Here is a 559-nt window from a genome sequence, read left to right on the forward strand (position 1 = left end):
CAGTTGGTCGGTCGGCTCGCCGATCATTGGCGGATCGGGATCCGGCATGATCCAGACCTCGTTCCCGGACGCAATCACGTTGCGCCGCTCGTCATCCGAAAAGGCATCGGTGCGTTCGCCTACGATCTTCACCGGCCCTCCCGCGTCGGCTAGACGGGTCGTTGCCTGCCGGATCGTCATGAGGTCGAGATCAATGACGATCCAGCGAGCCAGCGGCGACAGGGCGTTGCCAGTTGTGACCAACATCCCGCGATGCGGCAGTTCACCGACAGGAAAGGCGAGACGGACGCCCGCGCGGTTAGTGCGTGCGGGCGGGGCGATCTTTGCGTCGGCGTAACCGGGCTCGTGCGCCTCCGCTGCGACCGGCAGGACGAGAAGGAGGACTAGAAGCTCGGAGGTGCCCATCCGTCGTAAACGGTCAAGCACTCCTTCGCGCCACTTGGTTCCAGTCTTGGTCCGGTATGCGTCCGTCCTGCTGCCTTCCACTAGCGAGCCCGCTTCAGTTCGTTTCGCTCCGGCGATCCTATCAACGCTGGTCCTAGCCGTCATCCATACATGG

1 pseudogene is annotated in these 559 nt (G+C 63.5%); it reads right to left on the bottom strand.

Features of this window, described 5'->3' with window-relative positions:
• Positions 1–405: pseudogene (locus ASF70_RS22775) on the bottom strand (hypothetical protein); the annotation flags it as partial.
• Positions 406–559 lie beyond the last annotated feature (154 nt).

The sequence above is a fragment of the Rhizobium sp. Leaf321 genome, assembly GCF_001423215.1.
GTDB classification, from domain to species: Bacteria; Pseudomonadota; Alphaproteobacteria; order Rhizobiales; family Rhizobiaceae; genus Neorhizobium; species Neorhizobium soli.